Genomic DNA, 25049 nt, shown 5'->3' on the forward strand with positions numbered 1-25049 from the left:
ATAAGGAAACATGATAAAAAGACTTTCATTAACCGTATTTACAGCCATCATTGGCATAGTTGCTTTAGCACAAACTAACCCATGGCGCAAGGGGATTATTAAAGATGAATTCATCTACGAAAAAGCCCCATATCCGGAGTGCCATGCCTCAACCATAGCGCAAACCAAAACCGGTTTTGTGGCCGCCTGGTTCGGTGGTACCAAAGAGCGTAACCCTGATGTATGTATCTGGGTAAGCCGCCTGGTAAACGGTAAATGGACCGAAGCTATTAACGTAGCCAACGGTATCCAAAACGACACCCTGCGTTATCCAACCTGGAACCCGGTATTGTACCAAATCCCAGGCGGCGATTTGATGTTGTTTTACAAGATCGGCCCAAGTCCATCAACATGGAAGGGATTTTTGAAAACATCATCAGACGGTGGCATCACCTGGTCGGCGCAGAAAGCTTTGCCTGAAGGATTTTTAGGTCCGATAAAAAATAAGCCCGTTTTGCTAGGTGACGGCACACTGATGTCGCCAACCAGTACTGAGGGCAAAGGCTGGCAGGTGCATTTTGAAGCAACTAAGGATTGGGGTAAAAACTGGACGATGATAGGCCCAATTAATGAAGCCAAAGGCGAAATGAATGCTATACAACCCAGCATCCTGTTCCATAAAGATGGCCGTTTGCAGATCCTTTGCCGCAGCCAAAACCGCGCGGTATTAACGGCATGGTCAAGCGATAACGGCAAAACATGGTCGAAACTGGAGAAAACATCGCTTCCGAATAATAACTCGGGTACCGATGCGGTAACGCTGAAAGATGGTCGCCAATTGCTGGTATACAACCACGTATTGCCGCCGGGTAAAGAAGTGAAAGGCGCCCGCACGCCGTTGAATGTGGCCGTATCTAAAGATGGTGTGAACTGGTACGCTTCGGCGATATTGGAAGATTCGCCGATCAGCCAGTACTCGTACCCATCGGTTATCCAGGCATCGGATGGTATGGTGCACATTGTATATACCTGGCGCAGGCAAAAGATAAAACATGTGGTGATCGATCCGGCTAAGCTGGAAATGAAAGAGATAAAAGATGGCGTTTGGCCGGCTGTGAAAGGTTACACCTTACCTGTAGTAACCGGCGAGGTTGACGTAATGAAATAAACGATGAAAAAAGTATTGTTTCTATTATCGGGATTGATGACTGTTGCCGGCTTTTCGCAGGCACAGCAAAACTCCGATGCGGGCTATCCCAAGCCATTGAAGGATGTGCTGAACGAGATCATCGGGCGGTATCACGTAAAGATAAAGATAGACGAAAAGCTGGTTAAGGATAAGACCGTAAAATATGCCGAATGGGCCTTCCGCCCGGATGTTGACCAAACGCTGGCCAATGTGCTGATGCCCCTGAATATGAAGGTGAACAAGGAAGCGCCCGGTGTTTACAAACTAAAAGAGTACGAATACTACAACTGGCCGGTAGAAGACGGCTGGAAAGAGCTGGACCGCATCGCATCCCAATACCACGATAAGGCCGGGTTTGAAGAGCGCAAAGCTTTACTTCGCCCGCAATTATATGCTGCTTTGCAATTATCGCCGCTGCCTGCAAAACCGGCATCGGCACCTATCATCACGCCAAAGCGTGTTTACGATGGTTATACGGTAGAGAATATTGCCATTGAGATATTGCCCGGTTTGTACATTAACGGTTCGCTGTATAAGCCTGCCAAAATTAAAGGCAAGATCCCGGTAGTGTTAAGTCCGGATGGGCATTGGGATAAGCAACGTTACCGTGCCGATTGCCAGATCCGCTGCGCCAATATTGCCCGTATGGGTGCTATGGCCTACAGCTATGACCTGTTTGCCTGGGGCGAATCGTTGCTGCAATTTAAATCGGAAGATCATCGCCGCTCTCTTGCGCAAACCGTACAAACTTTAGGTGCCATCAGAATACTGGATTACGTTCTATCGCTAAAAGAGACAGATCCAACAAGGGTAGGCATCAGCGGTGGTTCGGGAGGCGGCAGCCATACCGCTTTAATGGGCGCATTGGATGAGCGCCTCACACTTACAGCCCCCGTGGTTTCGATGTCGTCGTATTTTTACGGCGGTTGCCCCTGCGAAAGCGGGATGCCAATAGCCCAATGCGGCGGCGGTAGCGATAACATGGAACTGTCAGCCATGGCCGCTCCGCACCCGCAACTGCTGATCTCTGACGGCAGCGACTGGACACAGCACATGCCCGAACACGACTTTCCGTACATTAAAAAAGTATACGGCTACTACGGCGCGGCCGATCTGGTAGAGAATGTGCACCTGCCCAATGACAAGCACGATTTTGGCCCGAGCAAGCGCATCCCCCTGTACAAATTCCTGGCTAAGAACTTCCATTTAGATCTGAAGGCTGTTCAGGATAAGGATGGCAATATCGATGAATCGCACGTAACGGTGGAGAAGGAACCGGCCATGTATGTGTTTGGCGATAAGGGTGAGAAACTGCCTGCAGGGGCCATCCACGGGTTCGATCAGTTAGAAAAAGTATTCGCCGCGGCGACAAAAAAATAATACGATGAAAAAGCAAGTAATCATAGCGTTGATGGGTTTAATGGCCATCCCGGCTATCAAAGCACCGGCACAAACAAAGCAACGTTACAAAGTGGCCGTTGCCGATATCATGATCCTGAAAAGGCAAAAGCTGGGCGCGTTCCAGTTAACCAAAACCATTGGTGCCGATGGCGTTGAGGTAGATATGGGTGGCATGGGCCCGCGCCCTACTTTTGAGAATACCTTAACGGTAGATTCTATCCGAAAGCAATTCCTGGATAAATCTAAGGAGCTCAATATCGAAATCCCATCTCTGGCCATGACCGGCTTCTTCGCCCAGCCTTTCGCTACCCGCGAGACCGCCGTGGCTGCTACCGGCGATTGCATTGCTACCATGAAACTGATGGGCGTAAAAGTAGCTTTCCTGCCGCTGGGTGTCAGCGACCCTGCTAAAGCGCCTGAAACCCGCGCGGCTGTTGTAGAACGCTTAAAAGCGGTAGGCAAAATGGCCGAGAAGGAGGGCGTGGTTATCGGTATCGGTACAGCGCTGCCGGCTAAAGACCAGCTTGCGTTGCTGAAAGAGATCGGTTCGCCGGCTATAAAAAGCTATTTCAATTTTCAGGATGCGCTGGATAATAGCCGCGATCTGCAAAAAGAACTGGAAACCCTGGGCGCGAAGAACATTGTGATGATCCACTGCACCGATACCGATGGCGAATGGCTGCAGAATGACCCCAAGATAGATATGAAAAAGGTAAAAGCCACTTTAGATAAAATGGGTTGGGGTGGCTGGCTGGTGATAGAACGCTCGCGCGATGTGAAGGATGTGCATAATGTGAAAAAGAATTTCAGCGCGAACAGCGCTTATGTGAAGTCGATTTTCCAAACAGGTAATTAGGTATGCAGCTCAATCAACTTGTCATTTCGAACGTAGTGAGAAATCTTATACGATATGCTAAACCGCTAAGCAGGTCGTATAAGATTTCTCCTGCGCTACGCTTCGTCGAAATGACAAGGGGGCTGATAATTGCTGCATCGCTACTGCTGATAACCATTGACACTTATGCCGCGGATATCTACGTAACCAAAACAGGCTCCGACAAAAACACCGGCACTAAGGAACAACCCTTAGCCAGCCTGACCATGGCGCTAAGGAAAGCCCGCGAGTTACGCCGCCTGAATGATCCATCAGTAAAAGGCGGCATCACTATAAAAATAGAACAAGGCCTTTACCAATTAGATGAGACGATATTCATCCGTCCCGAAGATTCAGGAACGGAAGATAGCCCTACCGTTATTGAGGGTGTGTCAGATGGAAAAACTATCCTAAGCGGTGGTATACAAATAAGCGGCTGGAAAAAAGTAACGGGTATTATCCCCGGCTTGCCTGTCGAAGCCAAAGGGAAGGTTTGGGTAGCCGATGCGCCAATGATCGGCAACGATGCGTTACAGTTTCGCCAGCTTTGGGTGAACGATGTAAAAGCAACCCGTGCCCGCGATACTGAAGCGCCACTGATGAACCGTATATTATCGTGGGATAAAAAGACCGAGACCTGCTGGATACCAAAACCCAAGGGCATCGATATTAATCATATTAAAGGCATGGAGATGTTCATCCACCAATGGTGGGCCATCGCCATGCTGCGTATAAAAGATGCCGCAGTGCAGGGCGATAGTGTTAGATTGTCATTTTACCAGCCCGAAAGCCGTGTACAATCCGAGCATCCATGGCCGGCGCCCTGGATATCGAAAAAGACGGGTAACTCGGCATTCTACTTAAATAATGCTATCCAGTTTTTAAATAAACCCGGCGAGTGGTTCCTTGATCAGCGCCAGCAAAAGATCTACTACATCCCACGTTCCGGGGAGGATATGCGTACAGCCGTTGTCACCGTACCTTATCTGGAAACGCTGGTGAAAATACAAGGCACTATCGATAACCCGGTAAAGTACGTGCAATTCAAGAATATCGCCTTGCAGCATAGCACCTGGTTGTTGCCATCAAAGCAAGGATTGGTACCGCATCAGGCGGGTATGTATATGACGGATGCCTACAAGCTGAAAATTCCCGGCACGCCTGATAAAAAAGGTTTGGAGAACCAGGCATGGGTAGGTCGCCCGGCTGCTGCTGTTGCTTTGGCTTATGCGGATCATACGGGTTTTGAGGCTTGCCGCTTTGAGCATATGGCATCTACCGGATTGGACTACCAACGAGGTACGCATGATAATGAAATAAAGGGCAATCTGTTTAAAGATATTGGGGGCACGGGTATCCTCGACGGTATATTCAGCGATGAGGGGCAAGAAGTGCACCTGCCTTACAACCCCAAAGACCAGCGCGAGGTATGCAGCGGCGACCGGATAGAAAACAACCTAATCAGCGATGTGACCAACGAGGACTGGGGCTGCGTGGGCATTGGCGCGGGTTACGTAAAGAACATCCATATAGCACATAACGAAATATCCGACATCAACTATACGGGTATCAGCGTAGGTTGGGGCTGGACCAAGACCGAAAACGCCATGCGCGATAACCGCATCACTGCCAACCGCATTCATCACTATGCCCGTAATATGTATGATGTGGCGGGCATCTACACACTGTCATCACAACCGGGGACGCTAATCAGCAATAATGTGGTCGACAGTATTTACAAAGCGCCCTACGCGCACGATCCGGTGCATTGGTTTTACCTGTATTGCGATGAGGGTTCATCCTACATCACCGTAAAGGATAACTGGTGCCCAGCCGAAAAATTCCTGAAGAATGCCAACGGTCCGGGCGATGTATGGGAAAATAACGGTCCGCAGGTAGCGGCAGCCGTTAAACAAAACGCGGGTTTGGAACCCCCTTACCAATACCTGTTGAAGTATAAACAAACCAACCCGGCCAATCAGGCCATAAACCATAAGGAGGAAAAAGATGAGGCTACTAAAAAATAGCGGCTGGCTTCTCAGTTTGCTGATACCGCTGTGCATGCTTGCTGCCTGCGGTGGCAATAATGCGAAAGCGCCAGTTGCGGATACCGCGTCGAAATCAAAAACGCTTGTTAACAAAAAGGTGATCGTAGAGATCATTATCCCCAAAGATTCAGTATTTAACGATCATGCGCTTTATGACCTTGCAAAAGGCTTCGGGTTGGATCATCAAAACCTTGTCCGCTGGAATAACAGGGTTGCCGTGTATGCCGATCTCTCTAATCCCGAAGAACTGGTAAGCGCGATAAAAAAGGAATATCCTGCCGATACCATCCAATACTTCGACGCGCCTTTTTACAATTTCAACCGCAAGATGTGTAAGGATACCATCGTATCGAAGGAGTGGACCAATATCTTCCTTTCAGCTAACCTCGTTGCCGATCCCAAACTACAGCAGGAATACCTCGACTATCATAAAACCCAGTTTGAAAAATGGCCCGAGGTATCCAACGGCTTTTGTAATGCGCAATTTCAGCAATTACTGGTGTTCAGGAATGGGCGGCAACTGATGCTGGTGATCAGCATCCCGAAAGGAAAAACTTTAGATGAACTAAACCCGCTTACCACCAAAAACAACCCGCGGGTTGATGAATGGAATAAGCTGATGAGTAAATACCAGGAAGGTTTACCGGGGACTAAAAAGGGGGAGACTTGGGTGTTTTTGAAGGCGTTAAAATAGTTTGTCATTGCGAGGAGCGGCCTGGGCAATGAGTGAAGGGGCGACGCGGCAATCTCGTAGTTTGATCTGCACACTACGAGATTGCCGCGCTATCGCTCGCAATGACAGGTAGCGAAGGAGGGGAGGCAGGACAGCCTATGAAACTATATAGCACAGCCTTTCGGATATTAGAACTTTTAAACCGATACTAAATCTTCCGGACTTTCGGTCTTCCCGTCTTTCCGGACTAAATAAGAACCATGTTAAAAATAGGCATTTTAGGATTAGGCGAAGGCCGCAGCACCATGTCGGCAGCGTTGCAGAGCAGCAAGGTTGAACTGAAAATGGTATGCGACCGCAGCATTGAGGTGTGCAAGCAACGCGCGCACGAGTTCGACTTTCATCACTATACTACCGAGTACCAGCAAATGCTGGACGACGCCGAGATAGATATCATAGCCATTTACACGCCCGATCACCTGCACGCGCAACATGTAAAACAAGCGCTGCTGGCAGGTAAAAATGTCATCTGTACCAAGCCTTTTATTGATGACCTGAGTGATGCGGCCAAACTGCTGGAAACAGCTGCCCGGTCGGGTAAAAAGGTGTTTATCGGCCAAAGTTCCCGCTTTTTTGAGCCGGCTAAACGCCAGCGTAAGGATTACGAAGCCGGACTGATGGGCGATCTGATCACCATTGAGGGGGAATACCACGCCGACCACCGCTGGTTCTTAGAGAAACCCTGGGCGCTGGAGGCTTCGTTCAAGTGGCTGTATGGCGGTTTAAGCCACCCGGTTGATTTTATCCGTTGGTATATGCCCGATATTGAAGAAGTGATGGGTTACGGCATGATCAGCAGCAACGGCAAAAATGCCGGGTTGAAGAATCATGATACCATGCACTTTATCTACAAAACTGCCGATGGCCGCGTAGCGCGTGTGAGCGGTTGCTATACCGGGCCAACACAACCTGCCCAGCGGGATAGCGGCATGAGCACCATTTTGCGATGTACCGAAGGCGCATCGCAAGCCGATTACCACGAATTGCGATACGCTATTACCGATAAAACAGGCGAAGAGAAAATTGTAGTGTGGGGCGATAAAACCATTAAATACTATTTCCGTTTTGAGGGACAAAGTCACCACGCGGGCGAATACCAAAATTATTTGGAATACTTTGCCGATAGCATCACCCAGGGCTTTACCGCTTACCCCGATGTAAAAGAAGGCATAGGTACCGTAGCTTTGTTACAGGCCATGGACCGTTCGCTACAAACCGGCGCGCCAGTTAAGGTGGATGATATCCTGGCCGAGTTCAATTTATCACGCAATCAATTGTCCGCATCATGATCTTGGGCATGCGCAATATCGTATCGCGCCTTACCACTTTGGATTATGCCATTGTGGTGGCCTACCTCGTCATCCTGATGGTGATCGGGTATCGCGCCAGCTTCGGTAAAAAGAAAAAATCGGAAGAGGACGAGACGCTGTTCCTGGCCAATAAATCGCTGGGATGGAGCAGTATCGGCTTTAATATGTGGGGTACCAACGTGGGGCCGTCCATGTTGGTAGCCTGCGCCAGTATCGGCTTTAAAACGGGTATCGTAGCCATCAATTTCGAGTGGTATGCTTTTATCTTCCTGATGCTGCTGGCGCTGGTTTTCGCGCCGAGATATATCGCCGCCAAAGTATCAACCATGCCCGAATTTATGGGTAACCGCTATGGCGATTCCACCCGTAATATCCTGGCCTGGTACGCGCTGATCAAGATCCAGATTTCATGGCTGTCGCTTGGCCTGTTCGCAGGCGGTTTTTTGGTAAGGCAGATACTGGGTATCCCCATGTGGGAGTCGGTTATTGTATTAGTGGCCTTCGCGGGCCTGTTCGCCTATGCGGGCGGGTTAAAAGCCATCGCCAAAGTGAATGTATTCCAAATGCTATTATTAATAGCGGTATCTATCATGCTGGCTGTTATCGGTGTAAATAAAGCAGGTGGCTTATCCACCATCTATCATAGCGTACCAACCAACTTTTGGAATTTGATACGCCCCGGCTCCGACCCTGATTATCCGTGGTACGCCATTCTGTTAGGTTACCCGGTTGCGGCAGTGGCGTTCTTCTGTACCGATCAGGCCATGGTGCAATCGGTATTGGGTGCTAAAAATTTAGAACAGGGGCAATTAGGTGTCAATTTCATTGGCTGGCTAAAGATATTATCGTTGCCATTATTTATCCTGCCGGGTATCATCTGCTTTATCCTTTACCCAACCAGTAATTCCGAGTTTGCTTATATGACCATGGTGACCAACCTGTTCCCCGCCGGGCTGAACGGCTTGGTGATCGTAGTGCTGATAGCCGTATTGGTAGGCACCATCGGTTCGTCGTTAAACTCGCTGAGCACCGTGTTCACAATGGATGTTTACGCTAAAAAGATAAACCCCAATGCGCAAAATAAAGACCTGATACGCGTAGGCCGCTATGTAGTGATAGCCGGTTGCATACTGGCCGTAGGCATGGCTTTGGCTATCGATAGCATCCGTGGGTTGAAATTTTTTGATGTGTTCCAATCGGTATTAGGCTTTATAGCGCCGCCACTGGCCGTGGTGTTCCTGCTGACGGTTTTCTGGAAACGGACCAGTCGACTGGCGGTGAACGCTATCCTGTCGGCAGGCTCGGTATTTAGTTTAGGCACGGGCATTATGTACCTGTGGGTGTTCCCACCGGCGCAATATCATTTCTGGCCGCATTATTTATTGGTATCGTTCGATGTTTTTGCGGTGCTGTTCGTGGCGGCGGTCATCATTTCATTGTTAGACCCTAACCCCGTACGCTATACCGATACAGCCGAACAAGCTGCCGATATTGCTAAACCAACTAAAAAAGTAAAGATAGCCTGGGCCATGTTATGCGTGGTAATGGTAATTTTATATATCGTATTTAACGGACATTAACCAATGATGACCAATATTTTAAACCTGAAGAAATTAAGCAAATACATCGGCGTAGCCCTATGCCTTGGCATGATGTTTTTTGCCGATGCCGCCGTAGCGCAAAAGGCTACCTGGATATGGTATCCCGGCGATTACGAGATCTGGCTAAGCAACAAAATGCAGAACCGTCGTACCGAGCGTGGCGCGTTCCTGCCGCCGCTGTGGAAAGAGGATAGCCATTACGTATTGGTAGAGTTCCATAAAGACATCGACCTGCCCAAAGCCGAAAAGGTGGAGATAGGCGTTGAGGGCCAATACAATTTAAAGATAGATGGGAAAGCCTTTGCGGGATACCCTAAAAGTATCGATATACCTGCCGGTAAACACCGCATCAGCCTGAAGGTATATAACCAGGCCAGTCCCCCAGCTATTTATGTAAAAGGGGATAAGCTGGTATCGGATGCATCGTGGCTGGTCACTTTCGAGGACAGGGAGTGGATAGATGCATCGGGCAAAAGCTCCGACCTATCGGCCACCACCTATGTAAACGCAGGGGCATGGAATTTTAACGAGGTAAACACATCGCCATCGGCTTTCAGGTTGCCGGTAACCGAGCAGCAGGCGGTGAAGAAAGATAAAAGCGCCAATAGCATTTTGGTCGATTTTGGTAAAGAAACCTTTGGTTTTGTGAAGCTGTTGGGCGTAAAAGGCAAAGGCAAAGCAACGCTGTATTTCGGCGAATCGAAGGAAGAGGCCCTGTCGCCGGATCATGGCGAGTTAATGGACGAATTGCAAATAGATCAGTCGCAAAAAGCCGATGTTACTTTTGAGGGCTCCCGGGCGTTCCGTTATGTCAATATCAAATTTGATGGTGGTGTTACCGTCGATGATGCATCGATGCTGTACGAATATTCGCCAGTTGAGCAGCGCGGGAGCTTTAAATGTAACGACGAACAGATCAATAAAATATGGGATGTGGCGGCTTACACATTGCACCTTAACACCCGCGAGTTCTTTATCGACGGTATAAAACGCGACCGCTGGGTTTGGAGCGGCGATGCATACCAAAGCTACGCCATGAATTACTACCTGTACTTCGATTCGCCGACGGTGACCCGCACGTTGTATGCCCTTCGTGGTAAAGACCCGGTGACCAGCCATATCAATACCATTATGGATTATACGTTCTACTGGTTTCTGGGTATCCACGATTATTACCAGTACACCGGCGATAAGGCTTTCATCAAACAAATGTACCCACGCATGCAAAGCCTGATGAACTGGTGCCTGGCCCGCCGCGATAAGGACGGCCTGATGGTTGGCCTGCCCGGCGACTGGACATTTATTGACTGGGCCGATGGCCTGAGCAAAAAAGGCGAAGTAAGCTTTGAGCAGCTATTGCTGTGCCGCAGTATGGAAACCATGGGCCTGTGCGCCGACCTGATGGGCGAAAAGGCCGAGGCCGCGAAGTATAGGCAAATGTCGGCAGCGCTGAAGGCTAAGATATTTCAATACTACTGGAATGCCCAAAAAGGCGCGCTGGTGCACAGCCGCGTTAACGGTAAACAAACCGATAACGTGACCCGCTACAGCAATATGTTCTCGATCTTCTTCAATTATTTTACCGAGGCGCAAAAGCAGCAGGTAAAAAAGACCGTGCTGATGAACGATAAGATCCAAAAGATAACCACGCCTTACATGCATTTTTACGAGCTGGAAGCCCTGTGTACCATGGGCGAGCAAAACGCCGTGCTTAAGGAAATGAAAAGCTACTGGGGCGGCATGCTTAACCTGGGCGCTACCACTTTTTGGGAAGAATACAACCCGGCTAAATCGGGGGCCGATCATTACAGCATGTATGGCCGCGAGTTTGGAAAAAGCCTGTGCCATGCCTGGGGTGCCAGTCCTATTTACCTGCTGGGTAAATACTACCTGGGTGTAAAACCAACCGCGCCGGGCTACAGCAAATACATCATCGCCCCCAAACTTGGCGGCCTGCAATGGATGGAAGGCAGCGTGCCCACACCTAATGGCGATATCAGCGTACGCTGCGATACCAAACAAATAAAAGTAAGCGCCGATACCGGCACCGGTACCCTGCAATTTACCAGCAGTACGTTGCCAACATGTAAAGAGGGTGCGGTAGTGGCTAAAGGGAAGAATGTTTACGAGGTGAGCATTGCTAAGGGCAAGAAATATACGGTGGAGTATACGGCGATGTAGACACCAAAATGTCATCCCGAACTTGTTTCGGGACCCCACATGCAAAGTTGCCTATATAACGGCAACCTGTTTTATGGGATGCCGAAACAAGTTCGGCATGACAGAAAGTACAACGCCCGTTCAAGCGTCCACGCTTGAACGCACTCCTGATTAAGCGTCCACGCTTAATTTAATAATAACGTAAGCGTGAACGCTTACACTAAAATAGCAGCAAGCGTGGACGCTTGCCGCAGCGTTTTTTTTAATATGTACAAGCATATCGGCATAATTATCCTGTTATTAATATCCGGCAAGAGCTTTGCTCAACTGGTGGATAAAACCCCGGCGGCCATCCCCAACGCGCCATCTATTTACAAAGATGAACCCTGGGAAAACCCAATGGTAGATGGTATTAACCGCGATGCGGCCCGGGCAACCGCTTATTCTTATAGTAATATACCCGATGCACTAAAAGGCGACAGAGAAAAGTCGGGAAGGATGATAAGCCTAAACGGTAAGTGGGATTTTAACTACGCCAGCAAACCTGCTGATGCGCCGCAGGATTTTTATAAAAGCAAAGTAAGCGGCTGGCATAAGATCGTAGTGCCATCAAGTATGGAGATGCAGGGGTACGATAAGCCTATCTACAAAAGCGCCGTGTACCCCTTCCGCCCGGTGAACCCGCCGCATGTGCCACAGGATTACAATGCTGTGGGCAGCTACCAGCGCACCTTTACTGTTCCGGCCGATTGGAAGGATATGAACATCACCCTGCATTTTGGCGGGGTAAGTTCGGGCTTTAAGGTGTGGATGAACGGGCAGTTTCTGGGTTATGGCGAGGATAGCTTCCTGCCGTCCGAATTTAACATCACACCTTATTTGCAGGCTGGCGAGAATGTGCTGTCGGTACAGGTGATCCGCTGGAGCGACGGTTATTTTTTGGAAGACCAGGATCAATGGCGCATGAGCGGCATCCACCGCGAGGTAATGCTGCTGACTGAACCTAAGCTGCGTATAGCCGACTTTCAGTGGGAATGCAAACTGGATAAGGACTATAAAGATGCCATGCTGATGATTCGCCCGCGTATGGAAAACCTGACTGGCAAAGCCATCCCCGGCTATCAGTTAAAAGCACAGCTATTCGATAAACACGACAAGGCCGTTTTTGAAAAGCCGCTGCAAAAAAGTGTGGAGAGCATCGTAAACGAGATCTTCCCCCGACTGGATAACGTGAAGTTTGGTCTGATGGAAGCCAAATTGAAGAACCCCGAAAAATGGAGCACCGACGAACCAAACCTGTACACTTTAACCTTGAGTTTGGAAGACAGTACCGGCCACGTGCTGGAAGTGAAAAGCTGCAAGGTTGGTTTTCGCAGTATTGAATTTGCCAAGGATGACAGCAAGTTGCTCATTAACGGAAAGGTAACCTACCTGTACGGCGTTAACCGCCCCGATCATGACCCGATAAAAGGCAAGGCCCTTTCGCGCGAAGATATTTTACGCGATGTGCAGACTATCAAGAAATTTAACTTCAACTGCATCCGCACCAGTCATTACCCAATGGATCCGTACCTGTACGATCTGTGCGATCAGTACGGCATTATGGTGATAGACGAGGCCAACCTGGAAACCCACGGCTTAGGTTCGAAACTAAGTAACGACCCGCAATGGGCGGGCGCTTATCTTGACCGTGTTACCCGCATGGTGATGCGCGATAAGAACCACCCCAGCATTATCATCTGGAGTTTAGGTAACGAGGCCGGCCGCGGGCCTAACCACTCGGCTATGGCAGGCTGGGTACACGATTTTGATATCACCCGCCCCGTACATTACGAACCAGCCCAGGGCACTCCGCAGGCCGAGGGCTACATCGCGCCCGATGATCCGCGGTATCCAAAAACTAACGACCATTCGCACCGCCTGCAAAACCCTATCGATCAGCCCTATGTAGATATCATCAGCCGCATGTACCCGGGCTTGTATACAGCACCCTTGCTGGCCAACCAGCAAAATGGCGATCATCGGCCAATATTTTTTGTGGAATATGCCCACGCTATGGGTAATTCGGTAGGTAACCTGAAAGAGTTTTGGGACCAGTGGCGCACCACGCCGCGCATTATTGGCGGGGCTATCTGGGAATTTAAAGATCAGGGCTTGTTGAAACGCGATTCATTAGGTACTCCATTTTACGCCTACGGCGGCGATTATGGAGAGCGCTATTATGATGATTTTACCATCAAGGGCATCGTAGCAGCCGACGGCAGACCGAAAGCTGCTATCTACGAGTGTAAGCATGTTTTCCAACCTGCGGAATCTGTTTTGAAAGATGCTAAAACAGGCACGATATATATCAAAAACTGGGGCAGCGTAAGTAATTTGAATAAGTACGATGTGTACCTGCAACTGCGCGAAGATGGCAAGGTCATCATCAAAAAACCAATGACCCGTGTTAATTTGGTGGCGGGCCACGATACTACCATTAGCCTGAAACCATATTTGTCGGAATTAAAAGCCGGGCACGAATACCTGGCCGATATCCATTTTGTATTGGCGCAGGATGAACCGTGGGTAAAGAAAGGTTATGAGGTAGCGGCAGATCAGTTCGCGTTGACGGGGTTAGTGGAGACAAAGCCAGTAGCTAAAACTTATCCGGCCATCGCTGTGATGGATTACGGCAATACCTATTTGCTTAACAACAAAGCCTTTAAAATAGCTATCGATAAAAAGCAGGGTGCATTGGTATCCTTTATTTATCAGGGGCAACAACAGGTGAATGTACCATTGTTGCCGCATTTCGTTCGCCCGGTTACTGATAATGATCATCGAGGCTGGAAAGCAGAAAAGAAATTAAAAGATTGGTTTAGCAATAACCCTAAATTAAAGACGATAACTATTGATCAGTCGCAGGCAGGAAACGGGATCGTAAAGGTGAACAGCATTTACACCATGATAAAGGATAGCGCGATTATCAATATCACCTATATCATTTATGGAGATGGAACGATAAAGGTCGACCAGGATCTGAATGCCAACCCCAAACTACCCAACATCCCCAAAATAGGTATGCAAATGGGTATCGATAAGGCCGATACCATCATCACCTATTATGGTCGTGGCCCGCTGGAAAATTATATCGACCGTAGGACCGGCTTCGAGGCGGGCATTTATACGCAAAACATCAGCGATTTTATGGAGCCTTACGTAGTGCCGCAGGAGAACGGTAACCGTACCGATGTGCGCTGGATGCTGCTGGCTAACAAAAATAAGGAAGGCCTGCTGGTAGTGGCCGATAGCCTGCTGAGCATGAGCGCCTGGCCTTATACCGAAGAAAATATCCGTACAGCTAAGCATACCAACAAACTAAAGGATGCCGGTTTTGTGACGCTCAATATCGACCTGAAACAAATGGGTGTTGGTGGTAACGATAGCTGGAGCGATGTGGCCGCGCCGCTTGAACAATACCGCATCCCCGCAGGGAATTATCATTACAGTTATTATTTGGTGCCCTGTAAGGCAGGCGACGATTCGTCCGCATTGGCACGTAAAGTAAGATCGGGGGGAAGATGAGGAAGTTCGTATCGGTGGTAATCGCTTGTTTACTGGGGCTTGCGGCTACGGCGCAGGTGCGCGGAAAAGTTGTGTCTAAAGACCAATTAAAGCAAGTATTCCTGCACCCGCCGGAATCGGCAAAGCCATGGGTGTTTTGGTACTGGATGTATGGCGCGGTAACCCGCGAAGGCATCACCGCTGATCTGCAGGCCATGAAACAGGCGGGCATCGGCGGCGCGTACCTGATGCCGATAAAAAGTGTGACCAACCCATCGATGATCTCCAATCCGGTAGCGCAGTTAAGCCCCGAATGGTGGGCCATGGTAAAATTCAGCATGGAAGAAGCCGACCGCATTGGCGTTAAACTGGCTATGCACGATTGCGATGGTTTCGCCCTGGCCGGTGGTCCCTGGATAATACCGGAGCTATCCATGCAAAAGGTGGTTACTTCAAAAACTATCGTAACGGGCGGCAAACTGTATATCGATACGCTGGCTGTTCCGGCGCACTATAAAAATTATTATAAAGATATCGAAGTGCTGGCCTATCCATCGCTAAAAGACGAGGGGATAAGCAGTTATGATGCAAAGCCCAAAGCCTCTATCAGCCTGCCCAATACCGATGTGCAATACCTGGCCGAGCGCGGTAATAAAAAGAGTTTTTCAAGCGCCGATGCTTGTTCCATCACACTGGAATTTGATAAGCCTTTCACCAGTCGTTCACTTATCATCCATACCACGGCCAGCAATTACCAGTCAGAGCGTTTGCTGATAGAAGCCAGCGATGACGGCAAGACTTACCGCACCATTACCCGGCTTGTTCCGCCTCGGCACGGCTGGCAGGACGGCGACGCGCAGATCACTAATGCTATCCCAACTACAACAGCCAAATACTTCAGGTTTGTGTATGATAAAACCGGCTCGGAACCTGGGGCCGAAGACCTGGACTTTGCCAAGTGGAAGCCATCACTGAAGATCTCGGGCATTGAATTGTTGTCGGAACCTAAGATCAATCAATTTGAAAGCAAGACCGGCGAAGTATGGCGCGTAAGCCAATCGACAACCGCCAGCCAGTTGCCTGATGAATTATGTGTGCCGAAAGATCAAATCATTAACATCACCAATAAATTAAGCGCCGATGGCAAACTGAACTGGCAGGTGCCCGCCGGGCAATGGACCATCATGCGCATCGGCCATACATCAACCGGGCATACCAATGCTACCGGCGGCGCGGGCAATGGTTTAGAGTGCGATAAGTTTAATCCCGAAGCGGCCAGGATTCAATTTGAGAACTGGTTTGGGGAAGCCATAAAACACGGCGGCCCTGAACTGGCTAAGCGGGTTTTAAAGATATTTCATGTGGATAGCTGGGAGTGCGGCAGCCAGAATTGGTCGCCGGTATTTGCGGGCGAGTTTAAAAAGCGCCGCGGATACGACTTGCTGCCATACCTGCCGCTGATGGCGGGTGTGCCGGTGGGCACGGTGCAGGAATCGGAAAAAGTACTGGCTGATATGCGCGAGACCATTGCCGAATTACTGGTGGCTAATTTCTACGGAACGATGGCCAAACTGGCGCATGAGAAAGGCTGCACATTTAGCGCTGAAAGTGTGGCACCAACTATGGTAAGTGATGGCATGCTGCATTATCAGCTGGCCGATATCCCCATGGGCGAGTTTTGGTTCCGCAGCCCTACGCACGATAAGCCAAATGATATGCTGGATGCCATTTCGGGCGGGCATATCTACGGGAAGAATATCATACAGGCCGAGGCCTTTACCGAGCTGCGCCTGCTGTGGGACGAACACCCCGGGATGCTGAAAACCATGGCCGACCGCAACTTCGCGCTGGGCTTTAACCGGTATGTATTCCATGTAGGTACGCATAACCCATGGTTAGATCGTAAGCCAGGGATGACACTGGATGGTATCGGTAATTTCTTTCAGCGCGACCAGACCTGGTGGAAGCCGGGCAAAGCATGGATAGATTACATTCAGCGTTGCCAGGCTTTGCTGCAACAAGGGCATCCGGTAGCAGATATAGCCGTATTTACAGGTGAAGAAACGCCGCGCCGTGCTGTATTGCCGGCAAGACTGGTAAGCACACTCCCCGGCTTATTTGGCGAAGAAAAAGTAAAAAGCGAGCACGAACGTATGGCCAACAAAGGCGAACCGATCATGAACATGCTGGAAGATGCCAGTCACTCGGCCAATATGGAAACTGCTGATACATTTACCGATCCGCTGCGGGGTTATACTTACGACTCCATGAATAAAGATGCATTGCTGCGTTTAGCTACCGTGAAGGATGGGCGCATCGTTCTCCCCGGTGGGGCGAGTTATGGGGTACTGGTGGTGCCGGGTGCTGATGCGATGAACCCTACAGGTAAACTATCTACGGCGGTTAAAAATAAAATAACATCACTTAAAGCACAAGGTATTCACATTATTAGTGGTGATAAACCATATGCCGCACCCACGCTTGATGGATGGGGGATAGGGCGCGATGTTATAGCTAAAGATAGGGACGGCACTCCCACTAAAGATATGGTATGGGCACATCGTTCAGGTGATGGTTTTGATATCTATTTTATCTCTAATCAGCAAGCATCCGATAGGAATATCCAATTATCATTAAGGGGCACAAGCGGTGCGCCTGAATTATGGGATGCGGTAACAGGCGATATCAATGCTGTATCATCGCAATTGGTTAACGGTCGCACAAACCTATCGGTACAACTTGCCGCTAATGGGTCGGTATTTGTGGTGATGCGTAAAGGTAATGCACACAATGTTGTTGCTGCCAAAAACATCAAACCTATACAAACTTTAAAAACGCAATGGCAGGTAAGTTTCGATCCTAAATGGGGTGGGCCTGTTAAACCTGTAACATTCGATAAACTGGACGATTGGTCGGCACGAAGTGAAGAGGGGATCCGTTATTATTCAGGCAGAGCGGTATATCAGCAAACATTTAATTGGAGTGGCAATAGCGCCAACGTTTGGCTTGACCTGGCTAAGGTTGCCAATATGGGGCAGATATTTTTGAATGGTGTGGATTGTGGCGTGGCCTGGACGTATCCGTACCGGGTAAATATCAGTAAGGCTTTAAAGCCGGGTACCAACAAAATTATAGTACAGGTTACCAACACCTGGGCCAACCGCCTGCGCGGCGACCATGGCAAGCCCGAAAAAGAACAATTAACGTGGACCAATGCCCCTTATCGTATAGAAACAAGGCAATTGTTACCGGCAGGTTTGTTGGGGCCTGTGCAGTTGGTGAAGATAGAATGACCCCGCGGGGAAACTAACCAAGGGTAGACTCACCCGGTCATCGCTACGCTTGACCACCCTCTCTCGCCTTTGGCGAAAGAGGGGATGGGGTTACCAGATACTGCTTCTTCCCTCTTTCCGCGCAGCGAAGAGAGGGTAGGCAAGCGAAGCGCGGTCGGGGGCGAGTAAGGTAGGCAAGCAGAGCCGGCGAGTTCACTCACCCGGTCATCGCTACGCTTGACCACCCTCTCTGCTTCGCAAAGAGGGAATAGGCTGTACGATACTGCTCCCGCCCTCTTTCCGCGCAGCGAAGAGAGGGTCGACCAGCGAAGCGTAGTCGGGGTGAGTAAACAGGCAAGCAGAGCAGGCGAATTGACCCACCCGGTCATCGCTATGCTTGACCACCCTCTCTGCTTCGCAAAGAGGGAATAGGCTGTACGATACTGCTCCTGCCCTCTTTCCGCGCAGCGAAGAGAGGGTCGACCAGCGAAGCGCAGTCGGGGTGAGTAAACAGGCAAGCAGAGAAGGCGAATTGACTCACCCGGTCGTGCTTCGCCGATCACCCTCTTTGCGAAGCAGAGAGGGAATAAGGTTGTCGAGTACTGCTTTTAGATAGATACAATAGCGTAAAATTAAAGAGATATGAAGAACGTGCTAAAATATGCCGGAATAGGGTTGATAGTGGCATTAAGTTTTAAGCAAACATCAGCCCAAAGCAAGGCGCTGGTAAACACCTCGGCCAGTCCGTATGCCAAGCTGAGCAGTACCGATATGGGTAGCGTTACCTGGACCAAAGGTTTTTGGGCCGACCGCTTTAAGGTATGCCGCGATACCATGATCCCTAACCTGTGGCGCATTTATACCGACCCTAAGATCAGCCATGCATTCAAGAATTTTGAGATAGCCGCCGGACTGGATACAGGCTCGCATTCAGGCCCGCCCTTTCACGATGGCGATTTTTATAAACTGCTGGAAGCCGTAGCCAGCATGTATGCCGAAACCCGAGACCCAAAACTGAACGCCCTGCTGGATCAGGCCATCCCTGTTATCGCTAAAAGTCAGCGTGCCGATGGGTATATCCATACCCCGGTTATTATATCGGCACAAAAACGCGGGCAGGAAACAGCCTTTAAAGATCCTAATAATTTCGAGGCCTATAACCTGGGCCACCTGATGACGGCCGCCTGTATCCACTACAGGGTAACGGGTAAGACCAATTTCCTTGATGTGGCCATTAAAGCCACCGATTACCTGTACCACTTTTACATGACAGCATCTGCAGAGGCATCGCGCAGCGCCATTTGTCCGTCGCATTATATGGGCGTGGTAGAGATGTATCGAACCACTAAAAATCCCAAATACCTGGAGCTGGCTAAAAAGCTGATCGATATACGTGGCACCAACGCCAACGGTACTGACGATAACCAGGACAGGATACCATTCCGCCAGCAAACAAAAGCTATTGGTCATGCTGTACGCGGCAATTATTTGTATGCTGGTGTGGCTGATGTTTACGCCGAGACCGGTGATACTACGTTGATGCACGCCCTTAACCTGATATGGACAGACATGGTAACCCGCAAAATGTATGTAACGGGAGCTACCGGTGCATTGTATGATGGTGTTTCGCCCGATGCCACATCGTACAAACCGGCCGAGATACAGCAGGTGCACCAGGCATACGGTCGTGATTTTCAACTGCCTAATTACACCGCCCATAACGAAACCTGTGCCAACATAGGCAACGTGCTGTGGAACTGGCGCATGCTGCAGGTAACCGGCAAAGCCGAATATGCCGATGTAATGGAACTGGCCTTATACAATAGCGTGCTATCTGGTGTTAGTTTAAGCGGTCGTGGCTTTTTGTACACCAATCCCTTAAATTATTTTGATGAAGAGCCTTTCGATACCCGCTGGTCTAAGGATAGGATAGGTTATATCAAGCTATCCAACTGCTGCCCGCCAAATGTGGTGCGCACCGTGGCCGAAGTAAGCGATTATGCTTATAGCGTGTCCGACAAAGGGCTGTGGTTCAATTTATATGGCGGTAATAATTTAGCTACCACCTTAAAAGACGGCTCGGCGATCAAGCTATCGCAAGCGACAGATTATCCGTGGAATGGTATGGTGAATATCAGTATTAGCCAGGCGCCGGCAAAAGCATTCTCGGTATTTTTAAGGATCCCGGGATGGTGCAATGGGGCAAGCTTAACAGTAAATGGCAAACCGGTATCAACCAAATTAATTTCGGGCGAATATGCTGAGGTAAAACGCGTATGGAAAGCCGGCGACAAGATCGCGCTGAACCTGCCGATGCCTGCTAAACTAATGGAAGCGAACCCGCTGGTAGAAGAGACCCGCAACCAGGTTGCCGTAAAACGTGGTCCGATAGTTTACTGCTTAGAGTCGAAAGATCTGCCTAAAAATCAAAAGATATTTAATGTGGCCCTGCCGGCAAATATCAGCCTGAAACCGGAGATGATAAAAATAGATGGCAGTGATATTATGAGCCTTACCGGTAAAGCTGATATGCTGGATAATGGTAACTGGAAGAATAAACTATATAAAGAAGTGGGTGCCAATAAGCGCGGCGCGCTGAACATCAGGCTAATACCTTACTATGCCTGGGGCAACCGCGGGCATGTGGATATGGAAACCTGGATACCGCTAGCCCGGTGATTTGTAGGATTAACGTAAGTTTCCTGAACGGAATTTGATAAAAGATTTTGTTTGCTGCATCAATATTTTATATTTGATGCAGCAAGTGTTTATGGGCAGATAGTGTTATACTGCAGTTAATTTAAGAAAAACAATTTTGCATAATTGACCGTTTAAAGCCGATAAAAGCATACCGTCTTCATGAAAAAAAGGATCGCCATTTTTGCTTCAGGATCGGGTTCAAATGCCCAAAAAATAATGGAGCATTTTAAGCGCCACCCGGATGCCGAAGTTGTATTGATACTCACCAATAACCCGCAGGCTTATGTGCTTCAGCGGGCCGATAATTTTGAAGTACCCACTCATGTTTTTACCCGGCATGAGTTTTACGATACCGACGATGTGATACGCCTGCTGAAAAATTTGCAGGTAGACCTCATTGTGCTGGCAGGTTTCCTTTGGCTGGTCCCTACAGGATTACTAAACGCCTTCCCGAATAAGATCATCAATATACACCCGGCCCTGCTACCCAAATACGGCGGCAAAGGCATGTATGGCGATCATATCCACAAAGCGGTTTTAGCAGCTGGCGAGGAAGAATCGGGTATTACCATTCACTTTGCTAACGAGCACTTTGACGAGGGCGAGATACTGCATCAATCTAAGTTTAAGATAGACACCGGCGATACCCTTGAAATGCTGAAGTTTAAGATCCAGCAGTTGGAACATCATTATTTTCCGAGGGTGATAGAGAGTTTGCTGAAGAAGATGCGGAGTTAGGCGAGTGTCGAACCGTGTACTATTCGGTATACTTTAAAAGTATCCCCAGCGATTTTAAACGCAATTACCCAGTCGTTATAGAAAGCACAACTATAATTTTTCTTGAGTAAGAAAATATTCCTGCACAAGGCATATTGTACATCGGGTTGTGCAATATTTTCAATAGCCGCTTTAAATCGCAACGCATATCTATCACCATTTCCCGGGGTATTTTTAGATTCTACAAATGCAGCGATCTTATCTATAGTTTTAGCTGCTCTTGGGTAGATGACAACTTTCAATGTTTCCCGTCTGCGTATTTGGCAAACACTGTTTCTATATCTATAGGTTCTTCGTCTTCTTCGCCTGCGAAATATTCTTCCAGCTCAGCTTCGGTAGCTGGTCTTCCAAATCCAAAGGTTATATCATCGTCGCTAAGTACCCGGTGTTTCTCTGTTTTGACAGACAAGCCCAACTCTTCTGCATATTTAAGCAAAAGATCAAGTTTTTCCTTTGGATCTGATTCTACAGTTATGATTGTCATAATACTAAGGTAGCAAAAATCAGCCCAATTTCAAAATTAAGAAATTACGCTTCAATACGCCTAACGGGCGCTTTTTAAGCCTTATATTTTTAACCTGTTAAGCCCTACAGCAATGCGCTTAAAATTTTCTTAAAAAAACTGATTATCAATTGCTAATCTCTAATGAGTAATCCATACCTTTGCGGCTTAAAAAAAGCCCTGCCGATGAGCCAGTCAGTTCAAATAAAAAACGCGTTAATTTCAGTTTATTACAAGGACAATCTTGAGCCTATTATCCACGAGTTAAACCGCTTGGGTGTTGCCATTTATACTACCGGTGGTACCGAAACCTTTATTAAAGGCCTGGGTGTGGATGTGATTAAGGTAGAGGATCTTACATCGTACCCATCAATTTTGGGCGGCCGTGTAAAAACCCTGCATCCTAAAGTATTTGGCGGTATATTATCACGCCGCGGACTGGAAAGCGACGAACAGCAACTGGCCCAGTACGAGATCCCTGAAATTGACCTGGTAATTGTAGATCTGTACCCGTTTGAAGAGACCGTAAAATCGGGCGCCGGGCAGGATGACGTGATCGAAAAGATCGATATCGGCGGTATCTCGCTGATCCGCGCGGCGGCTAAGAACTTTAAAGATGTGGTGATCGTAGCATCGAAGGATGATTATGGCACACTGGAAAACCTGCTGAAAACACAGGATGGCACAACCACTTTCGATCAGCGTAAAACATTTGCTGCTAAGGCGTTTAATATATCGTCTAATTACGATACGGCTATCTTCAATTACTTTAACCAGGAAGAAGCCGAAGCCATCCCGGTATTTAAACAAAGCATCCAGCAAAGTAAGGTATTGCGTTACGGCGAGAACCCGCACCAGTCGGGCACGTTTTATGGCAACCTTGATGCCATGTTCACCAGCCTGAGCGAAAAGGGCAAAGAACTATCGTACAACAACCTGGTAGATGTTGATGCCGCCGTGGCCCTGATAGATGAGTTTACCGACCCTACCGTAGCTATCTTAAAGCATACTAACGCCTGCGGTGTAGCTACCCGTCAGTTTATTAAAGAAGCCTGGATTGATGCTTTGGCTTGCGATCCGGTTTCGGCTTTTGGCGGTGTGATCATCACCAATACCGAGATAGATGCTGAGACAGCTGCCGAGATAGATAAATTGTTTTACGAGGTGCTGATCGCTCCGGCTTATACCGGCGAGGCTGTAGCTATCCTTACTGCCCGTAAAGGCCGCATTGTACTGGTGCGCCAGCCAGTTGAGCTGCCGTTAAAGCAATTTAAAACCTTGCTGAATGGCGTGATAGAGCAGGATAAAGACCTGACAATAGAAGGCCCGGCCGATATGAAAGTTGTTACCGAACGCCAGCCTACCGAGCAGGAGTTGAAAGACTTGTTTATTGCTAACAAGATCACCAAGAATACTAAATCGAACGCAATCGTATTGGTTAAAAATAACCAGATGCTGGCCAGTGGTGTAGGGCAAACTTCGCGTGTTGACGCATTAAGGCAAGCACTGGCCAAAGCCGAAACATTTGGCTTTGATGTAAAAGGCGCTGTAATGGCATCCGAAGCATTTTTCCCCTTCCCTGATTGCGTGGAGATAGCTGCCGAAGCAGGTATTACCGCGGTATTGCAACCGGGCGGATCTATAAAAGACCAGTTATCTATCGATATGTCTAACCAAAAAGGCATCAGTATGGTAATGACCGGTGTGCGCCACTTTAAACATTAAAACCTCTCCCTAACCCCTCTCCGAGGGGAGAGGGGCTTACAGTCAACTTCTTACAGTCTTCCCCTTTAGGGGAGATATCGAGGGGGGATAAAATAACCAAACCCACACAATAAATAACATTATTTAACGCTTTAAAAAGCAAGTGATTAATTAGTGTAATTAGAGTTATTTTTACAAACTTTGCAGCTTATTTCGTAATACACACCACATGGGTTTATTTAATTTTTTCACACAGGAAATCGCCATAGATCTGGGTACCGCAAATACCCTCATTATACATAATGATAAAGTTGTTGTTGATGAACCATCGATAGTAGCTTTTGACCGTACCACCAACAAAGTAATAGCCATCGGACGCCAGGCTATGCAAATGGAGGGTAAAACACACGAGAATATCCGTACCGTTCGCCCGCTTAAAGACGGTGTAATTGCCGACTTTAACGCTGCTGAGCACATGATACGCGGCATGATCAAAATGATCAACAAAGGCAAAGGCTGGTTCTTCCCATCGCTGCGTATGGTGATCTGTATCCCATCGGGCATTACCGAGGTAGAGAAGCGTGCCGTACGCGATAGTGCCGAGATTGCCGGCGCTAAAGAAGTTTACCTGATCCACGAGCCGATGGCCGCCGCGGTAGGTATCGGTATTGATGTGGAAGAGCCGATGGGTAACATGATCATCGATATTGGTGGTGGTACTACCGAGATCGCGGTTATCGCGTTGTCGGGTATCGTTTGCGATCAGTCTATCCGCGTAGCGGGTGATAACTTCGATTCGGACATCGTTCAATACATCCGCCGTCAGCACAACATCATGATTGGCGACCGTACCGCCGAAAAGATCAAAATAGAAGTTGGTGCCGCACTACCCGAACTGGCCGATCCACCGGCTGATTTTGCCGTACAGGGCCGCGATTTGATGACTGGCGTACCTAAACAGATCACCGTATCGTATACCGAAATTGCGCATTGCCTGGATAAATCTATTTCTAAAATAGAAGAAGCGATATTGAAAGCGTTAGAGATCACCCCGCCAGAGCTTTCTGCCGATATTTACCAAACCGGTATTTACTTAACCGGTGGTGGTGCATTGTTGCGCGGTTTGGATAAGCGTATTGCTGCTAAAACCAAACTGCCGGTACACGTAGCCGAAGACCCGCTTCGCGCCGTAGTACGCGGTACCGGTACAGCGCTTAAAAATATTGGTAACTTTAAGTTCTTAATGCAGTAAA

General features: G+C 48.6%; 16 protein-coding genes. 14 read left to right on the forward strand and 2 right to left on the reverse strand.

Annotation, left to right across the window (positions count from 1 at the left end):
- The first annotated feature begins 10 nt into the window (after positions 1 to 10).
- The 12 genes from HQ865_RS01700 (at position 11) to purN (ending at position 21551) form a co-directional block, all read left to right on the forward strand.
- Entirely contained in the window at positions 11 to 1147 is a 1137-nt protein-coding gene (locus HQ865_RS01700; protein ID WP_173413226.1) for a sialidase family protein, read from the forward strand.
- A gap of 3 nt (positions 1148 to 1150) precedes the next feature.
- Positions 1151 to 2548: an acetylxylan esterase gene (locus HQ865_RS01705; RefSeq protein ID WP_173413227.1), complete on the forward strand. Its 1398-nt coding sequence runs from the start codon at positions 1151 to 1153 to the stop codon at positions 2546 to 2548.
- 4 nt (positions 2549 to 2552) lie between these two features.
- On the forward strand, positions 2553 to 3425 hold the full coding sequence (locus HQ865_RS01710) for a sugar phosphate isomerase/epimerase family protein (RefSeq protein ID WP_173413228.1): 873 nt from the start codon (positions 2553 to 2555) through the stop codon (positions 3423 to 3425).
- Between the two features lie 110 nt (positions 3426 to 3535).
- A complete protein-coding gene (locus tag HQ865_RS01715; RefSeq protein ID WP_173413229.1) occupies positions 3536 to 5470 on the forward strand; it encodes a right-handed parallel beta-helix repeat-containing protein in 1935 nt (644 codons plus the stop codon).
- On the forward strand, positions 5451 to 6185 hold the full coding sequence (locus tag HQ865_RS01720; RefSeq protein ID WP_173413230.1) for an L-rhamnose mutarotase: 735 nt from the start codon (positions 5451 to 5453) through the stop codon (positions 6183 to 6185). The genes HQ865_RS01715 and HQ865_RS01720 overlap by 20 nt, the downstream gene beginning before the upstream one ends.
- Before the next feature lie 239 nt (positions 6186 to 6424).
- Positions 6425 to 7513: a Gfo/Idh/MocA family protein gene (locus HQ865_RS01725; RefSeq protein WP_173413231.1), complete on the forward strand. Its 1089-nt coding sequence runs from the start codon at positions 6425 to 6427 to the stop codon at positions 7511 to 7513.
- On the forward strand, positions 7510 to 9114 hold the full coding sequence (locus tag HQ865_RS01730; protein WP_237073702.1) for a sodium:solute symporter family transporter: 1605 nt from the start codon (positions 7510 to 7512) through the stop codon (positions 9112 to 9114). Before HQ865_RS01725 ends, HQ865_RS01730 begins: the two co-directional genes overlap by 4 nt.
- A 3-nt stretch (positions 9115 to 9117) precedes the next feature.
- Positions 9118 to 11316, forward strand: a complete 2199-nt coding sequence (locus HQ865_RS01735) for an alpha-L-rhamnosidase-related protein (RefSeq protein WP_237073709.1) — start codon at positions 9118 to 9120, stop codon at positions 11314 to 11316.
- A gap of 246 nt (positions 11317 to 11562) precedes the next feature.
- Positions 11563 to 14862, forward strand: coding sequence for a glycoside hydrolase family 2 TIM barrel-domain containing protein (locus tag HQ865_RS01740; RefSeq protein ID WP_173413232.1), 3300 nt, complete (start codon positions 11563 to 11565; stop codon positions 14860 to 14862).
- A complete protein-coding gene (locus HQ865_RS01745) occupies positions 14859 to 18134 on the forward strand; it encodes a glycosyl hydrolase (RefSeq protein ID WP_173413233.1) in 3276 nt (1091 codons plus the stop codon). Before HQ865_RS01740 ends, HQ865_RS01745 begins: the two co-directional genes overlap by 4 nt.
- 621 nt (positions 18135 to 18755) lie before the next feature.
- Positions 18756 to 20792, forward strand: a complete 2037-nt coding sequence (locus HQ865_RS01750; RefSeq protein WP_173413234.1) for an aceric acid hydrolase — start codon at positions 18756 to 18758, stop codon at positions 20790 to 20792.
- 180 nt (positions 20793 to 20972) lie between these two features.
- Positions 20973 to 21551 (forward strand): phosphoribosylglycinamide formyltransferase, encoded by a 579-nt coding sequence (gene purN, locus HQ865_RS01755; RefSeq protein ID WP_173413235.1) that lies wholly within the window; start codon positions 20973 to 20975, stop codon positions 21549 to 21551.
- Here the strand turns inward: purN and HQ865_RS01760 are convergent.
- Positions 21548 to 21832, reverse strand: coding sequence for a type II toxin-antitoxin system RelE/ParE family toxin (locus tag HQ865_RS01760; protein WP_173413236.1), 285 nt, complete (start codon positions 21830 to 21832; stop codon positions 21548 to 21550). The genes purN and HQ865_RS01760 overlap by 4 nt on opposite strands.
- A complete protein-coding gene (locus HQ865_RS01765) occupies positions 21829 to 22074 on the reverse strand; it encodes a hypothetical protein (RefSeq protein WP_173413237.1) in 246 nt (81 codons plus the stop codon). The genes HQ865_RS01760 and HQ865_RS01765 overlap by 4 nt, the downstream gene beginning before the upstream one ends.
- A gap of 204 nt (positions 22075 to 22278) precedes the next feature.
- Between HQ865_RS01765 and purH the strand changes: the two genes are divergently transcribed.
- The gene (purH, locus tag HQ865_RS01770; RefSeq protein ID WP_173417689.1) at positions 22279 to 23817 is read left to right on the forward strand and encodes a bifunctional phosphoribosylaminoimidazolecarboxamide formyltransferase/IMP cyclohydrolase; all 1539 of its coding nucleotides are present in this window, start codon (positions 22279 to 22281) and stop codon (positions 23815 to 23817) included.
- Positions 23818 to 24025: 208 nt separating this feature from the next.
- Complete coding sequence (locus tag HQ865_RS01775) at positions 24026 to 25048, forward strand: rod shape-determining protein (protein WP_173413238.1); 1023 nt, start codon at positions 24026 to 24028, stop codon at positions 25046 to 25048.
- Position 25049: the final 1 nt, after the last annotated feature.

The organism is Mucilaginibacter mali, assembly GCF_013283875.1.
GTDB classification, from domain to species: Bacteria; Bacteroidota; Bacteroidia; order Sphingobacteriales; family Sphingobacteriaceae; genus Mucilaginibacter; species Mucilaginibacter mali.

What these genes read in the sequence shown, in the direction of transcription:
- HQ865_RS01700 (WP_173413226.1), top strand. Translation starts at nt 11, where the DNA reads ATGATAAAAAGACTTTCATTAACCGTATTTACAGCCATCATTGGCATA.
- HQ865_RS01705 (WP_173413227.1), top strand. Translation starts at nt 1,151, where the DNA reads ATGAAAAAAGTATTGTTTCTATTATCGGGATTGATGACTGTTGCCGGC.
- HQ865_RS01710 (WP_173413228.1), top strand. Translation starts at nt 2,553, where the DNA reads ATGAAAAAGCAAGTAATCATAGCGTTGATGGGTTTAATGGCCATCCCG.
- HQ865_RS01715 (WP_173413229.1), top strand. Translation starts at nt 3,536, where the DNA reads ATGACAAGGGGGCTGATAATTGCTGCATCGCTACTGCTGATAACCATT.
- HQ865_RS01720 (WP_173413230.1), top strand. Translation starts at nt 5,451, where the DNA reads ATGAGGCTACTAAAAAATAGCGGCTGGCTTCTCAGTTTGCTGATACCG.
- HQ865_RS01725 (WP_173413231.1), top strand. Translation starts at nt 6,425, where the DNA reads ATGTTAAAAATAGGCATTTTAGGATTAGGCGAAGGCCGCAGCACCATG.
- HQ865_RS01730 (WP_237073702.1), top strand. Translation starts at nt 7,510, where the DNA reads ATGATCTTGGGCATGCGCAATATCGTATCGCGCCTTACCACTTTGGAT.
- HQ865_RS01735 (WP_237073709.1), top strand. Translation starts at nt 9,118, where the DNA reads ATGATGACCAATATTTTAAACCTGAAGAAATTAAGCAAATACATCGGC.
- HQ865_RS01740 (WP_173413232.1), top strand. Translation starts at nt 11,563, where the DNA reads ATGTACAAGCATATCGGCATAATTATCCTGTTATTAATATCCGGCAAG.
- HQ865_RS01745 (WP_173413233.1), top strand. Translation starts at nt 14,859, where the DNA reads ATGAGGAAGTTCGTATCGGTGGTAATCGCTTGTTTACTGGGGCTTGCG.
- HQ865_RS01750 (WP_173413234.1), top strand. Translation starts at nt 18,756, where the DNA reads ATGAAGAACGTGCTAAAATATGCCGGAATAGGGTTGATAGTGGCATTA.
- purN (WP_173413235.1), top strand. Translation starts at nt 20,973, where the DNA reads ATGAAAAAAAGGATCGCCATTTTTGCTTCAGGATCGGGTTCAAATGCC.
- HQ865_RS01765 (WP_173413237.1), bottom strand. Translation starts at nt 22,074, where the DNA reads ATGACAATCATAACTGTAGAATCAGATCCAAAGGAAAAACTTGATCTT.
- purH (WP_173417689.1), top strand. Translation starts at nt 22,279, where the DNA reads ATGAGCCAGTCAGTTCAAATAAAAAACGCGTTAATTTCAGTTTATTAC.
- HQ865_RS01775 (WP_173413238.1), top strand. Translation starts at nt 24,026, where the DNA reads ATGGGTTTATTTAATTTTTTCACACAGGAAATCGCCATAGATCTGGGT.